Origin of the sequence: Treponema vincentii (assembly GCF_018336815.1) — a bacterium.
Lineage (GTDB): Bacteria > Spirochaetota > Spirochaetia > Treponematales > Treponemataceae > Treponema.
In genome coordinates this window covers 1,313,074-1,326,144 of the sequence record NZ_CP050497.1, presented here as the reverse complement: position 1 = coordinate 1,326,144, position 13,071 = coordinate 1,313,074, and the positions used below count along the sequence as shown (strand labels likewise).

Below are 13,071 nucleotides of genomic sequence, written 5' to 3'. Positions count from 1 at the left end.
TAATAAAAGACGAGGAGACTTACTATGCCTACAATGACTATGACACATAAAGCATATCGGGAATTGGAGCAGGCTGCGCAAATGAGCGGAGCAACCAAAGATACGGTTTTGGAAAATGCCCTAAGCCGCTACCTTGCCGAATTGCAAGAAGATGCTGAAGATGCTGCACTCGCCGAAAAGGCGTGGTTTGACTTTGAAAAAAGCGGGGAACCTGCAATCCCTGCTGAAGTTCTGTACAAAGAGCTTGGACTATAATTAAAATGAAAATTGAATACGCTCCGAAAGCAGGTAAACAGTTTTCAAGTCTTGATAAGCCAATACAAAACCGCATTAAAAGGTATATGAGCGAAATTGCCGCGCTCGGTAATCCGCGCTCCCGCGGAAAAGCGCTTAGTTCAAACCTTGCTGGTCTATGGCGCTACCGCGTGGGCGATTACCGCATTTTGTGCCGTATCCATGATGATAAATTGGTTATCACCGTCATCGAAATCGATCACCGGTCAACAGTGTATCGATGAGATAATGTGTGTGTGGGGCTAAATCTTAATTATAAATTCATGATTAAGATTTATTTTATCGCTTCGACCTCTGCTTGGGTAAGGCCGGTCGCTTGCGCTATCTTTTCCCGAGAAAGCCCAAATTGCAGGAGATTTTTTGCCGTTTCGAGCGCTTTTTGGTGGGAACCTTCTGCAAGGCCGAGCGATTTACCGCGTTCGATCCCTGCCTTGAATTGCACTTCAGAAATAGTTGCTATGTCGCTTTTTAGCTTCATTCTCGATTCATAGAGCTTGCGTTCTTCAGGATTCAAACTGAGTATATCGATTTTCTCATTCAACATCTGCAATACCGGTGAAGTTGTTGCTAACATAGTTCTTACCTCCTTGTCATCCGTTTCTATAAACCGTAACCAGTTTAGCAGCTTTTCTTGCTTTTTGGTAGTGATAGTTTGCCGTATTTCAGGTCCTTTTACTGCCGACAAGTTGAGGAAATGTATCTCCAGTAAGTCAGTAAGTGGCTGCTGTGTTTTTTGCTCCAGTATACTATAGGTAGAATGTATTTCACTATTGAGCTTAAAACCTTGTGAGATCAGATTAATAGCAATGCATCTTGTAAGACTGGTATACGGTTCTCCTTCTTTAAAGCCTTCAATGTACATTTTAGACCAATAGAACAGTGTTCGAGGAATAAATTCGGCAGACCAAGAGTTTTGTATTTCAATGTCGATAATTGTTCCATCGGTTAAACGAAGCTTGACATCAAGAATTCCCGTTTTATCGGTGAGTTCATTTTTGGTAAGCTCTTTGTCCAGTAGTTCAAGCTCTGCAATCATACCACTCGGCATATCCAGTACGCATTCAAGAAAGTCCTGCAAGCAGGCTTTATTCTCTTCCGAGCCGAGCAAGAGCTTAAATAAATAATCGTTTTTAAGTGTTAATCTATAGGTGTCTTCCATTTTTGCCTCCATACCCTTTATATAAAGCACGGATGTAAAAATGGCTTGAAAAATACGAAAAATTCATAATTATGAATTATAAATTACAAATTAGACAAAAGCGTTTGCGTTGAAGGTCATTGCCTTGTACAAAAAGCTCTGCGATACGAACCGTGAGTTTGTTATGTCGAAACAGCTTTTAAAAAGCGGCACGAGCATCGGGGCAAATATTAAAGAAGCCTAGCAAGGACAAAGCAAGGCAGACTTTTATGCAAAGCTCTTGAGATAAAGGTGGGTTCTTAGGGTGATAACCCTAAGCGGTTATTTTGAAGATAGGAAGGGTTGAAGGGGAGGAAAGAAACTTTTATCCGAAAAAAGTGTCTTTCCTCCCCTTACCAATTAAGAATTGATCGCTCCTTCCCCTATAGCCTTGCTATTTCTTCAGCACTTAAACCGGTTACTTGCATAATCATTGCAGTATCAGAATGGAGCTGCTTTAAAATTCTTGCACTTTCAACAGCTTTGTTATGAGCACCTTGTTCTATACCTTGTTCTATACCCTGTTCTATACCTTGTTCTATACCTTCAGCAAAGGCTATTTCACGTTCTTCTGCACGTTGTACGGCAATATCTTCTTCATAATTATATTCGGCCAGCAACATGTTTATTACCTCCTTCGTCTTCCGTTCGAGATATTCTCGCAAAATATTATTTGCTATACACTCCTCAATGGCTTTTTGAAAACCATATACCGGATCAAGCTCTTTCCATTTTCTCACTGTTTGGACAAAAATGCTATATTCATTGATGGGTTTACACAGCTCCAAGAGCGGATGTTCATTGTGCCGGTTTATGTTTACCACTTTGACAATTAATTCCAAGTTTGGTTGTTCCGTCTGTTCCTTAAATGCGTGGGATAGTTTAAGCGTCGCTTCTCGAGTATAAACTTCTTTACCGTTATAAAAAACATAAAATTCCGGTGTCGGGATAGTGAGCAGTTTACGGCTATACTTTTCCTTTGATTCAAAGAGTTTTTCATACAGACGGCTGACATACTCAAGGCAGCGCAATGGCATATTAGGGTTGATAGTCGATTGATGTTCGGCAAGGACAATAATTTTGTTTTCGACAAGATACGAGACATCATTGGCAAAGCTCATATACATCACTTGTTCAAGCTTGATATTTTCTAGTAAGGCAACATCATGCACCTGAGTACCGTGCAAAGCATTGTATAGAGACAAAAACCGCTCTTTTGCTTTTTCATCGGTGCTGAATAGATCGACAAAAACAGAGTCCTTATAGTTACGGTTATCCGGTACGGTTTCTAACATGATAGTAGTATAGCATACAAAGCTCGATAGTGTAAGGTCATCGGAGTCAGAGATACCGCATTATAAAATCTGAATCAAAATAAGGTGTTTAAGCTCCTCTTTGCAAAAGGTATTTCAGAAGCGGCACGGATGCCGCTGGTTCTACGCAGTAACAAGTTTGCCTTGCAAACTTGCAGCTCAAGAATGTACACGGATGTACATTCTTGAGCGAGGGTGTTCTGCCAGCACGATAATCTTATTGTCAACGAGATACGATACATCGTTAGCGAAACTCATATAGAGTACCTGTTTCAGCCGTATGTTCTTTAGAATAGCAGTAGATTGGTAATCAGTACCGTGCAGCGCGTTATAGAGCGCTAAAAAGTTAGCTTTTGCAGTCCTGTCTTCGCTGAAAAAGTCGACAAAGACAGAATCTTTGTATCGGCGATTATGCTTCTTCATAGTAGGTTCCTCCATAAGGCATATATAACTACTTATAGAGCACGGATGAAGAAATGGCTAACAAAATGGGGATAATTCATCATTTTTAATTAAAAATTACTAAATGGAAATACGGACTCCGATGATGCAGTTGCAGTGGAACCAGCCTCTGCTTTCAACAACAATACCAATCCGCGTCAGGAGCAAAACTAAGGGGGGCAATTGGTAATTGGTAATTATGAATTACAAATTGATTACACATTACAAATTAAAAGAAATGAAACCTGATAATGTGATTGTTGATAAATCTAAGGCGTTTGCGTTGAAGGTCATCGCCTTGTACAAAAAGCTCTGTGATACGAACCGTGAGTTTGTTATGTCAAAACAGCTTTTAAAAAGCGGAACGAGCATCGGGGCAAACATTAAAGAAGCCCAGCAAGGACAAAGCAAGGCAGACTTTTATGCAAAGCTCTTGGGATAAAGGCGGGTTCTTAGGGTGATAACCCTAAGCGGTTATTTTGAAGATAGGAAGGGTTGAAGGGGAGGAAAGAAACTTTTATCCGAAAAAAGTGTCTTTCCTCCCCTTACCAATTAAGAATTGATCGCTCCTTCCCCTATAGCCTTGCTATTTCTTCAGCACTTAAACCGGTTACTTGCATAATCATTGCAGTATCAGAATGGAGCTGCTTTAAAATTCTTGCACTTTCAACAGCTTTGTTATGAGCACCCTGTTCTATACCCTGTTCTATACCTTGTTCTATACCTTGTTCTATACCCTGCTCTATACCTTGTTCTATGCCTTCAGCAAAGGCTATTTCACGTTCTTCTGCACGTTGTACGGCAATATCTTCTTCATAATTATATTCGGCCAGCAACATGTTTATTACCTCCTTCGTCTTCCGTTCGAGATATTCTCGCAAAATATTATTTGCTATACACTCCTCAATGGCTTTTTGAAAACCATATACCGGATCAAGCTCTTTCCATTTTCTCACTGTTTGGACAAAAATGCTATATTCATTGATGGGTTTACACAGCTCCAAGAGCGGATGTTCATTGTGCCGGTTTATGTTTACCACTTTGACAATTAATTCCAAGTTTGGTTGTTCCGTCTGTTCCTTAAATGCGTGGGATAGTTTAAGCGTCGCTTCTCGAGTATAAACTTCTTTACCGTTATAAAAAACATAAAATTCCGGTGTCGGGATAGTGAGCAGTTTACGGCTATACTTTTCCTTTGATTCAAAGAGTTTTTCATACAGACGGCTGACATACTCAAGGCAGCGCAATGGCATATTAGGGTTGATAGTCGATTGATGTTCGGCAAGGACAATAATTTTGTTTTCGACAAGATACGAGACATCATTGGCAAAGCTCATATACATCACTTGTTCAAGCTTGATATTTTCTAGTAAGGCAACATCATGCACCTGAGTACCGTGCAAAGCATTGTATAGAGACAAAAACCGCTCTTTTGCTTTTTCATCGGTGCTGAATAGATCGACAAAAACAGAGTCCTTATAGTTACGGTTATCCGGTACGGTTTCTAACATGATAGTAGTATAGCATACAAAGCTCGATAGTGTAAGGTCATCGGAGTCAGAGATACCGCATTATAAAATCTGAATCAAAATAAGGTGTTTAAGCTCCTCTTTGCAAAAGGTATTTCAGAAGCGGCACGGATGCCGCTGGTTCTAGCAGCAGCGATGTTTTGCCGAATGGCAAAACTCGTGTTTTCCGATAGACACGGATGTCTATCGGAGAACGACATCTCAATATCGTAGGATGTACCCGATCCGTCTTTTACTAATACGTCAAGCCGGACGGTTTTGGCTCCGGAATTAGCGGTAACGGTATTTTGGGACGATAGATACGTGATTTTTTCGATTTTAGCATTAAAAAGCATCTCAAGAAATTCTTTACAGATAGGTTCATACTCCATAACCTTACAGAACATGAAATCATCTGCAATGGTGAGGTCTTCAAAAGGTTTTTGTGTCATTCACACCTCCTATAGTCCTTATACGACTTTTAGAGCAAAATGGCTAAGCAAATCCCCTTTGTTTTTAATGAAAAATAGAAATACGGAGTAACAAGGTGGCGGTGGTGGCAAGCTAAGCTGAGGATGAACTTTCCACGAAAGCGGCTAGTCGGCATACAAAGCTTTGAAAAACTCCTCAGGGATGGCTGTTTATTGATAAAACGCCGTTCATTTGGCATCTGATCCAATCATCAAATCCGTATTTTCTCAGCCGTCCGCAAAGGTTCGGTAAGAGTCTTTCCCTTATCCCTAAAAGTATGACGGATTATCTAAGTATGCCCAGATGTCCATAAAAGTATCGAGATAGGCGGATTTCCGACGTTTGGTATAAATCCGGGTGAAAAGCGCTTCCTCGGCTTTTTGCACTTCCATCTTGTGAATCTCAAGATAATCGCCGGCGGAAAAGCCTGTTTCATCGGCGTAGCTGCCGGGAATAACTTCCGTTATCCGAAAAGACTTTTTTCCGCCGGCGCTTTCAAGGTAAATACCGTACACCGGCAGCATAGCCCGCGCGCGGCTATCCTTACGATACACCTGTTCGGCAGGCTGTTTAGGACGGGCTTCCAGCTGTACATACCAATCCTGCCGTGTTTTTTCCCAACGGTGTTCGCGCTGTTCCGCCCCGCCCATATTGCCGGCGGCCTCACTTGTAGTGCCCACCGTATCACCGGTACTGATATGTGCAATACCAGCCTCGCTATTACCCGAGTTGCCGATTGCATCGGGGGCGGTACTGTCTGCTCTATTACCGGTACTGCCTGCCGCATCGGTGCCAGTGCCGTGGGAAAGAACACCGCTCGCGGCAGAAGTATGCAGGGGAGCATAGCCTGAAATCTTAACAATCGTACCGGTAGCCAACCGCATCAGCTCAGTCTGCAGCGCTTCCAAGCTGGGAACCGCCCGTCCATTCAGATGAGTAATAACAGCGCCGGCGGGAATAACAGATGCGGAGGATCCCGGCACTGCATAGACCAGCTCCGTACCGGCCTCCTGCTGCGGCGATTCCTTTACGGAAACTCCATAGCAGGACATCCATGCGTGGACAGTTTCGCCGCCTGCGTAGAGCTGAGGGAGAATCAGGCGCAGCAGTTCAACCGGTATTGCAAAGTTTAAGCCTTCGTTGCGTTCAAGCCCGGCAAACACAATTGCCTGCACCCTACCCGCCTCATCGATAATCGGCCCGCCTGAGCTGCCGTGATTAACGGGTGCATCAATCTGCAATACGCTTCCCAAAGACAGCAGTCGCCGGTTTTGCGCTGACACGATACCGGAAGTAAGCGTCTGTTCCAATCCGGCGGGCGAGCCGATCGCATAGATTCTGCTGCCGATATTTAAGTCTTCCGAAGAACCGAGCTGAAAATAAACTTCGGGATTAATCTCCGTTTTAAGAAGCGCAAGGTCAAAGATTGTATCCCAGCCGACTACCTTTGCCGGTATCCGCACCGTAGGATTTTCCGCACGCTTAATGTACACACGGGAAAATCCTTCGTATTCGGGATCAACTTCGCTTTGAATAACATGATAGTTTGTAATTAGGTAGCCGTTAGCGTCGATAAAAAAGCCCGAACCGATCATTCGGTCGGCCATCCCTAAACCTTTTTTAATCGTCATACCGCGGTCAACCCACACTGTTACGGTTCCTTTCATCATTTTTCGAACCGTTTCCAACGACGGCGCATCATGTCCCCCGTCGGATAAGCGGGCGGTAGCCTGAATCAGTGCATCGAATTTTTTTTCCTTCCATTTATTCCGCTGCGCCGACACGAGTTTTTGCTCAGTCCACTGCACCGGCGCTTCTCCTAACGCAGTAAGCGAGCGGAATAGTTTGAGCGCATCTTCCCATTCGCCGTTCTCTACATCCTTAAAAAATAGTGCTTCAACAGCACTCTTGGACTCTTGATACAACGTGTTTGTTTCACCGGTACTTTCGGTATACAGCGTTAAACGCTTTGCCCGTAGGAGAGCATCGAGCGGTTTTTCTGCGATAAGGGCACGGACAGCTTCAATCTCCCGTGTTACGCTGCGGCCATCCGTGTAATCGACACTTTGAGAAAAAGAAGGAGTAACTGATGTACAGGCGTCGAAAGTAACCACAAGTACAATCAGTGCGTATATGTTAAATGAAAACCGGCTCAATCTCACTTTCGCCCCTCGACCTTAACAGGAACTGCCCGCTCGGGAACGCGCAACATTTGAACGAACACGGCGCCTTCGGAACGGACGGCATAGAGCTCATAACTTCCGATTATCACCGTCCGCGCTTCCATATAGGAATTAGTATCCTTGAACAACTCTGCCAATTTTTCAGCCACTTTATCCGAAAAAAGAGGGACGCATTTCGAGCCAGTATATATTCTGCGTAGGATCTTTTATCAGCGGCACGCTCGTTTTTCCGATAGTCAACCGTTCCGGCGTTCCTTTTTTATAGTAAACCGATACCGGAAGCCCCGAATACCGATGCTTCCACACCGTCTGCGCATTTCCCGACGGAAACTGCGTATACTGAATTTCCGGTATTCCGTCTTCATTTTTATCCCAATTTTTTATGATAGTACCATCCGTCTTATACATTTCATAATATTCAAACAACTTATTTTTATTGATATCAACCGAAATTTTTTCGAGCTTTCCCTGCTTGCCATATTGCTCCAGCACTTCAAAAAATCCGTCTCCGTCATAGTCATACTCTTTTTGAGCAAGCACGCCGTTCCGGTACCGAGCAAGCGCAAGCGTTTTCGTTCCCGTCTTTATTTCAGCCGAAATAATCCGGCCGTCTTCAAAGTGCATCCGCATAAGCGCATTGTTATCCGACGGCGCAGGTTCTTCACTGTACAACACCGAAAAGATAAAATCGTGTTCTTGCAGCAGGCGGGCATTATTGCGTAACCGCAGCGTAAAGAAAGCAGGAGCTTCCGCATCGGTATCGCGCAGCCTCAAATCAAGTTCAGTCTGAGAGACCGGTTCCCATCGGAGTGCAAGCGGACGCATGATATATTCCCGTCTTTCCGCCTTCTGCACAATCGAATGTACTGCGGGATAGCTATCATATTGAACGGCATAACCGTTTTTCGGCGTAAAGATGAGATCAGGGGCGCCGAAATTACACTGCACCTGATATTCATACACTTCATCCTGATTCAGATCAAAATAGGCCGATACGGGGCGTCCTTGTTCAAAGAAAACAACTGTATCGGAGATGCCGTCGCGGTTATCATCCTCTAAAAGCACGCCGCTAAATGTTTTAAGACGATTACCGATTTCTTTTCTCATAGCATTCGTACCGGTCAGTCGGCACAACTCAATCAGCTGATCGGAATACAAAGCGGATGTGGGCGCTTTACCATTTGTCCTTTGCGGCAGATGAGCGGCAACGGTTACGGCAAAAAACTCTTTAATGGCGGTCTTTTCATCAATAACGCCATACCGTAGTTCAGCTAAAACCGCAGCAAGCTGTGTCCGTGCATCAAGATTCCGGTTATCCGCCTCATACATACTACGGTAAACTTTTAAACGGCGGCTGTTTTCCTTAGGGTTAGGATCAAAGGGAGCGGCATACACTGCCAGTGACGGCTCTTGTTCAATCCAGACATAGAGTTGCTGCAAAAGAGCGTCGGCAAGTTTTTTCCCTGCGCGGGTCATCGCTTTATCCCGCTCCTGTAAAAAGAACAGCCGTGGGAAGCGAACATCAAAACTCCAGCGGCTCAACGCGATTTCGATTACATCCCGCGCCTGCCCGTCACGCCCTAAACCGTAGAGTGCAGCAGCACGGTAAAAGTCACGGTCGGCGGAATCAAACGCAAGCGAGTCCAACACTTGAATCGCTTCACTGTAGTGTTCCGTTTCAGTATAAAGACGGGCGAGCAATAAAACGAGATTGTCGCGGTTATAGATACGCAACTTTAGCCCCGAAGTCAGAGCCGTTTCCGCAGCATCAAGGCATTGTGCGCGGGTACCGTCTAATTGAATAAGGCATTGAGCTTTTAAATAGAAGAAATCTGCAAAGGAATCGTCAAACGTCATACCTTTTTCGACATATTCAAGCGCTTCCGCATAGTTTGCATCGGTATAGAACTCCGCTGCTTTTTGCAAATATTGCAGCGCATACGAGGTATTCATTTGCTGCAGTTCACGGTTTATCGTTTGCGAATATGCTGCGGTAACAGGCAGTAAACATACCAGCAGCGCTTCGATTAAAAGGATTCTCCGTTTTATAGTTTTGAGCATTCTATTGTTCCTCCACAAACCAGTTTCTATATCCAAGGAAGCTACCATACAGGGCGCGTATGCGAGTACGCCTCCGAATACAAGTATCCTCTATGATAATCGGCAAAAGTTCGCGAGCAAGTGAATCAACCTGCCATTCATTTAAAATTTTTTTTACTTCTTTTTTTACATTTCCGGATTTCATTTGAATCCGATCGCCGCCGCGCCGTGACCTAATGGAAATGGGAAGCGTAAACGGGCCTATCCCGCCGCTTGTATCCTCGCTATCCCGCACAAAGATACCCTTCGCAGTGTGATACACTTCCAACTGCCCCAAAGGATACGCATACTCGCCGCATTGCGGAATAGTCAGAACGTATGTCTTTTGATTATAAAGCCTACGATAGGCAGCGCTGTCAAACAGCAGGATACGCTCCCCGCGGCGTTCCAACCGAAGCACACCGGCAGCAGAAACTTGTGAGCGAATTTCCGGCGCTGCCGTGTGTGCGGACGAAAGCCTGAGGAGTATTCCCAGCGGAACCCGTGTCCCGATCCCGAGTCGGCGGCACCCCTGCTCAAGCGCCCTGAGCCGCAGCGCGGGATGGAGCGAATCGAAGAAATCCGCCGCGATTGTAAGCGCACCGTGTTTGCAGTGCTCCCAATCCGCCGCGCCGTCCGTACCGGTAAAGTTCGCACGCGCCGCAGCCAGCGCTTCTTCGCAAAATGAGCGATCCAAACTAACCCGCTGCAGCGTTTTATCCAGCCCGGTGCGCCATCCGCCGAAGGCCGCAGCCAATGCCGGCACCAAATGATGCCGGATTCGGTTACGCAGATACGTATCTTCCGTATTGGTGGAATCCTCACGCCATTCAATACCCCGCTTCCGTAAAAATGCTTCTATATCGCTCCGTTCTACTGTGATAAGCGGGCGTAAATACCGTCCGCGCTGCACCGGCATTACGGATAAACTCACCGTACTGCCTCCTTGAAAGAGCCTCATCAACACCGTTTCGTATACATCACTACGGTTATGCGCTGTTACGATATAGTCGGCGCCAACGGAAGCGGCGGTTTCTTCAAAAAGCCGGTATCGCAGCGCACGTGCGGCATCTTCGATTCCCCTGTTACGCTCTTTTGCATAACGCGCAACTTCTCCTGCAGGGATTTCCGCAGCAACACAGGGTACCGGCGGCTCCAGATGGCTGCACAACTCGGCGACAAAGGTTAAATCGGCGGCGCTTTCTTCCGCACTGCGGATATTATGGTTAACCGTAATTACGGTTAACCGGCAGTGAAGCCGCACCTGTAATTGATGAAAGGCTAACAGCAATGCCGTAGAATCCGCACCGCCTGAGCAGGCAAGGAGAAACCGACAAGGAATATGTGTTAAAAACGGTTTAAGATTATCAAATACGGCATCGACGAGAGAATCGGAACACATACAATGAGGAGAATAAAACGTTTTTGAGGAAAATACAAGAACAGAACAGAAAAAAAGTGCAGGTATAAGACCTGCACTTTGATAAGGAGATTACTCTTTTGCTTCCGGAGTAGCGGCATCCGCGGGGGCGGCATCTGCTGTTTCATCCGTAGCAGCAGGGGCTTCCTCTTTGGCGAATTTAACCATTGCAACCGCTAAATCTGCATCCGTCAAAACCTTAACGCCTTCGGGAACTTTAATATCTCGAACGTGAATCGCTTCGTTAGCGCCGAGTTTTTCAACATCGACAACGATGCGCTCAGGCAAATCACGCGGCAAACATTCAACTTCAAGTTCTGCAATACCGGTTTCCAGAACAGCACCTTGACGACATGCTTCGGGAGATCCTGAAAGCCGAATCTGAATTTTAGTCCGCAACAGTTGACCGCGTTCAACGGCATAGAAGTCTGCGTGGAAAACTTTATCGTTTACGATATCATATTGATAATCTTTGATGAAAACTTCAAATTCATCTTTTTCATCAACTTTAATGGTAATAAGCGTACTTTCGGTAACTGTTTTGAATAATTTTTCAAAATCGCGATAGGGGACATCAATAGCTGTTGAACGACCTGCATTATCATAAATAACTGCAGGCAAACGATTAGCCCTGCGGCACTGCGCAGCAGCGGCTTTTCCAAAACCTGTTCGGCGGCAGGCAGTCAAAACTCTCTCTTCCATAATCAGGAACTCCTTTGCATATAAAGCAAACAAGAGGCTCCTTCTATATGAAAAGCCCCTTTTTTATATTTACATTCATATAAAGTCAATACGGATTATTTTGCAACAAAACAATCCATATCTCCTTCAGACTGGGACGGTAGGATTCGAACCTACGGAATGACGGCACCAAAAGCCGTTGGCTTACCACTTGCCGACGTCCCATTATAAAAAACCGTACATTCACGCACAGTAATTTCCATGTTTTTACAAACCGATCTGCATACCGTCGGTTCTAGCTTTCTGCACAAGCCTCGTATGCGGAAAGTATTTTTTCTTGCAGTACCGATCGGAATTCAGGCGTTATCGGATGCGCAATATCTTTATATGCGCCGGTCTTAGTTCTGCGGCTCGGCATCGCAACAAAAACACCCTTCTCTCCCTCAATCAGCTTCACATTATGCAATACGAAGCAATCATCAAAGGTAACGGTTGCATAGGCCTTTAACTTGCCTTCAGCTACAGTCTTCCGAATTTGGACATCAGTGATCGTCATACTATGCCCCTCCTTACGGTAGACTCATTATACACCGCAAAGTATTCTTAGGCAAGTAAAAGAAACGGTTGACACCAGCTCCATCTTTTTGCCAAGCATTGAAAGGCAGAAGCCATAAGATTTTTAGAACTAAACAATCCAAATACGGCTGAACCCGAACCGCTCATCTGCGCAAATTCCGCACCCTGTTCATGGAGTTCCTTACGCACCTGAGCAATAACAGGATAACGTTGCTCAAGCACCGGTTGAAAATCATTTACAAAACGCCATGTTTTAAACGGCGCACGGTACTGCGCAACCAGCTTTTCGTATCCCCATGCTTCATATTCACCTGAAAGCACTTCCCTTTGTTTATCCAAAAGCGAATAGGCTTCTTTCGTTGAACTCTGCACATCCGGCCAAATCAGTATACCGAAACAGTCAGTACGAGCTTGTATCGGCTCAAAAACCTCTCCACGCCCCGTAACAACCCCTGCCGGATCCTTTAGGAAAAACGGCACATCGCTCCCAACCTGCAAGGCAAGTGTTGTAAGCTCGGAATCGCTCAACGGCATTGCAAAAAGCTTATTCACGACCTTCAGCAAAGCAGCTGCATCGGAAGAACCTGCCCCCAACCCGCTTCCTACAGGAAGATTTTTTATTAACCGAACCTTTATGCCGCCATTGATTCCTGTTGCACCTTTAAATACTTCCCATGCTTTAGTCAATGTGTTTTCAGCAGGCAAAGGCAATAACGGGGATTCGACCGTACAACCGTGTAAATCGCTCGACTTTTCTAGAGAAAGATAATCCGCTATTGAAATACGCTGAAAAATACTTTCGAGGTTATGAAACCCGTCTTTTCTTTTTGCCAGAACCTTTAGATGAATATTAATCTTTGAATATGCACAAAGACTAATTGCATCGGCACTCATGCTTGAAGCATTATTCATATAATACGAGTTTTGT

14 protein-coding genes, 1 tRNA gene and 3 pseudogenes are annotated in these 13,071 nt (G+C 45.0%); 5 read left to right on the top strand and 13 right to left on the bottom strand.

Annotated elements, in window-relative coordinates; all coding sequences use genetic code 11:
* Positions 1-24: 24 nt before the first annotated feature.
* Together GWP40_RS06070 and GWP40_RS06065 are read left to right on the top strand one after the other, a co-directional pair.
* Positions 25-255, top strand: coding sequence for a hypothetical protein (locus GWP40_RS06070; RefSeq protein WP_162663440.1), 231 nt, complete (start codon positions 25-27; stop codon positions 253-255).
* 5 nt (positions 256-260) lie between these two features.
* Positions 261-518, top strand: a complete 258-nt coding sequence (locus tag GWP40_RS06065; protein WP_006188751.1) for a type II toxin-antitoxin system RelE family toxin — start codon at positions 261-263, stop codon at positions 516-518.
* A 50-nt stretch (positions 519-568) separates the two neighbouring features.
* Here GWP40_RS06065 and GWP40_RS06060 read toward each other — a convergent pair whose 3' ends face one another.
* Positions 569-1,453, bottom strand: a complete 885-nt coding sequence (locus GWP40_RS06060) for an Rpn family recombination-promoting nuclease/putative transposase (protein WP_212566470.1) — start codon at positions 1,451-1,453, stop codon at positions 569-571.
* A 109-nt stretch (positions 1,454-1,562) separates the two neighbouring features.
* On the opposite strand from GWP40_RS06060, the gene GWP40_RS06055 reads away from it, so the two are divergent.
* Positions 1,563-1,676 (top strand): four helix bundle protein, encoded by a 114-nt coding sequence (locus tag GWP40_RS06055; RefSeq protein ID WP_212566469.1) that lies wholly within the window; start codon positions 1,563-1,565, stop codon positions 1,674-1,676.
* 178 nt (positions 1,677-1,854) lie between these two features.
* On the opposite strand, the gene GWP40_RS06050 is transcribed toward GWP40_RS06055, so the two are convergent.
* Entirely contained in the window at positions 1,855-2,766 is a 912-nt protein-coding gene (locus tag GWP40_RS06050) for an Rpn family recombination-promoting nuclease/putative transposase (RefSeq protein ID WP_212566468.1), read from the bottom strand.
* Between the two features lie 213 nt (positions 2,767-2,979).
* Positions 2,980-3,207: pseudogene (locus tag GWP40_RS06045) on the bottom strand (hypothetical protein); the annotation flags it as partial.
* A gap of 217 nt (positions 3,208-3,424) precedes the next feature.
* Between GWP40_RS06045 and GWP40_RS06040 the strand changes: the two are divergent.
* Entirely contained in the window at positions 3,425-3,667 is a 243-nt protein-coding gene (locus tag GWP40_RS06040) for a four helix bundle protein (RefSeq protein WP_230974644.1), read from the top strand.
* 133 nt (positions 3,668-3,800) lie between these two features.
* Here GWP40_RS06040 and GWP40_RS06035 read toward each other — a convergent pair whose 3' ends face one another.
* Both GWP40_RS06035 and GWP40_RS06030 read right to left on the bottom strand, forming a co-directional pair.
* Positions 3,801-4,736 carry an Rpn family recombination-promoting nuclease/putative transposase gene (locus GWP40_RS06035; protein WP_212566466.1) on the bottom strand — a complete coding sequence of 312 codons (936 nt, stop codon included), beginning with the start codon at positions 4,734-4,736 and terminating at the stop codon, positions 3,801-3,803.
* A gap of 197 nt (positions 4,737-4,933) precedes the next feature.
* Positions 4,934-5,185 (bottom strand): annotated as a pseudogene (locus GWP40_RS06030) (hypothetical protein); the annotation flags it as partial.
* A 123-nt stretch (positions 5,186-5,308) separates the two neighbouring features.
* On the opposite strand from GWP40_RS06030, the pseudogene GWP40_RS13590 reads away from it, so the two are divergent.
* Positions 5,309-5,469 (top strand): annotated as a pseudogene (locus GWP40_RS13590) (AAA family ATPase); the annotation flags it as partial.
* Between the two features lie 4 nt (positions 5,470-5,473).
* On the opposite strand, the gene GWP40_RS06020 reads toward GWP40_RS13590, so the two are convergent.
* From GWP40_RS06020 to ispE, 8 genes are all read right to left on the bottom strand, one after another.
* Positions 5,474-7,366, bottom strand: a complete 1,893-nt coding sequence (locus GWP40_RS06020; protein ID WP_212566465.1) for a S1C family serine protease — start codon at positions 7,364-7,366, stop codon at positions 5,474-5,476.
* Positions 7,363-7,536, bottom strand: coding sequence for a hypothetical protein (locus GWP40_RS12750; RefSeq protein WP_230974643.1), 174 nt, complete (start codon positions 7,534-7,536; stop codon positions 7,363-7,365). Before GWP40_RS12750 ends, GWP40_RS06020 begins: the two co-directional genes overlap by 4 nt.
* A 1-nt stretch (position 7,537) precedes the next feature.
* On the bottom strand, positions 7,538-9,448 hold the full coding sequence (locus GWP40_RS06015; protein ID WP_230974642.1) for a tetratricopeptide repeat protein: 1,911 nt from the start codon (positions 9,446-9,448) through the stop codon (positions 7,538-7,540).
* Position 9,449: 1 nt separating this feature from the next.
* Positions 9,450-10,868, bottom strand: a complete 1,419-nt coding sequence (gene tilS, locus GWP40_RS06010; RefSeq protein WP_212566464.1) for a tRNA lysidine(34) synthetase TilS — start codon at positions 10,866-10,868, stop codon at positions 9,450-9,452.
* 90 nt (positions 10,869-10,958) lie between these two features.
* Positions 10,959-11,588: a 50S ribosomal protein L25 gene (locus tag GWP40_RS06005; protein ID WP_212566463.1), complete on the bottom strand. Its 630-nt coding sequence runs from the start codon at positions 11,586-11,588 to the stop codon at positions 10,959-10,961.
* Positions 11,589-11,719: 131 nt separating this feature from the next.
* Positions 11,720-11,792 (bottom strand) — tRNA-Gln (locus GWP40_RS06000).
* A 70-nt stretch (positions 11,793-11,862) separates the two neighbouring features.
* Positions 11,863-12,123 carry a septation regulator SpoVG gene (spoVG, locus tag GWP40_RS05995; RefSeq protein WP_016523359.1) on the bottom strand — a complete coding sequence of 87 codons (261 nt, stop codon included), beginning with the start codon at positions 12,121-12,123 and terminating at the stop codon, positions 11,863-11,865.
* Positions 12,124-12,170: 47 nt separating this feature from the next.
* Positions 12,171-13,055, bottom strand: coding sequence for a 4-(cytidine 5'-diphospho)-2-C-methyl-D-erythritol kinase (gene ispE, locus GWP40_RS05990; protein WP_212566462.1), 885 nt, complete (start codon positions 13,053-13,055; stop codon positions 12,171-12,173).
* Positions 13,056-13,071 lie beyond the last annotated feature (16 nt).